The organism is Pseudomonas sp. MD195_PC81_125, assembly GCF_014060985.1.
GTDB classification, from domain to species: Bacteria; Pseudomonadota; Gammaproteobacteria; order Pseudomonadales; family Pseudomonadaceae; genus Aquipseudomonas; species Aquipseudomonas parakoreensis.
Genome location: NZ_JABULD010000430.1, coordinates 1 through 893, shown reverse-complemented (window position 1 = coordinate 893; position 893 = coordinate 1). Strand labels below are relative to the sequence as shown.

Below are 893 nucleotides of genomic sequence, written 5' to 3'. Positions count from 1 at the left end.
GTACACAAGATTCATGTGCGACGCAAAACCCTGTGGGAGCTGGCTTGCCAGCGATGAGGCCAGCACAAACACCGCACAAATCCCGGACAAACAAAAACGCCCCCGGTCTCGCGACCGGGGGCGTTTTTTTCAAGCTCGGGCTGAATTACGCCTTGGCTTTCTTGGCAGCGCGGGTACGCTCGCTTTCGTCCAGGATCTTCTTGCGAAGACGGATGGACTTAGGAGTGACTTCGCACAGCTCGTCTTCCTGGATGTATTCCAGAGCCTGTTCCAGAGTGAAGCGAACAGGTGGTACCAGAGCGATGGTTTCGTCTTTACCCGAAGCACGCATGTTGTCGAGCTTCTTGCCTTTGGTAGGGTTCACACCCAGGTCGTTGTCGCGGCTGTTCTGACCAACGATTTGACCGTTGTAGATCTCCTGGCCGTGTTCTACGAACAGCTTGCCACGAGCCTGCAGGGTTTCCAGCGAGTAGGTCAGTGCCTTGCCGGTTTCAACCGAAACCAGAACGCCGTTCTGACGGCCGGACATGTGGCCCGACTTCACTGGCGCGTAACGGTCGAAGATCGAGGTCAGGATGCCAGCGCCGTTGGTCAGGGTCAGGAACTGGTTACGGAAACCGATCAGACCGCGAGCAGGGATGTTGTATTCCAGACGAACACGGCCCTTGCCATCCGGCACCATGTTGCTCAGGTCGCCTTTACGCAGACCCATCTCTTCCATGACCTTGCCCTGCGATTCTTCAGGGATGTCGATGGTGACGTTTTCGAACGGTTCCTGCTTCACGCCGTCAACTTCACGGATGATCACTTCAGGACGGCCCAGGGCCAGCTCGAAGCCTTCGCGACGCATGGTTTCGATCAGTACCGAGAGGTGCAGCTCACCACGGCCGGAA

1 pseudogene is annotated in these 893 nt (G+C 57.1%); it reads right to left on the bottom strand.

Annotated features, from left to right (window positions below):
- Positions 1–145: 145 nt before the first annotated feature.
- Positions 146–893, bottom strand: a pseudogene (locus tag HT737_RS17535) (translational GTPase TypA); the annotation flags it as partial.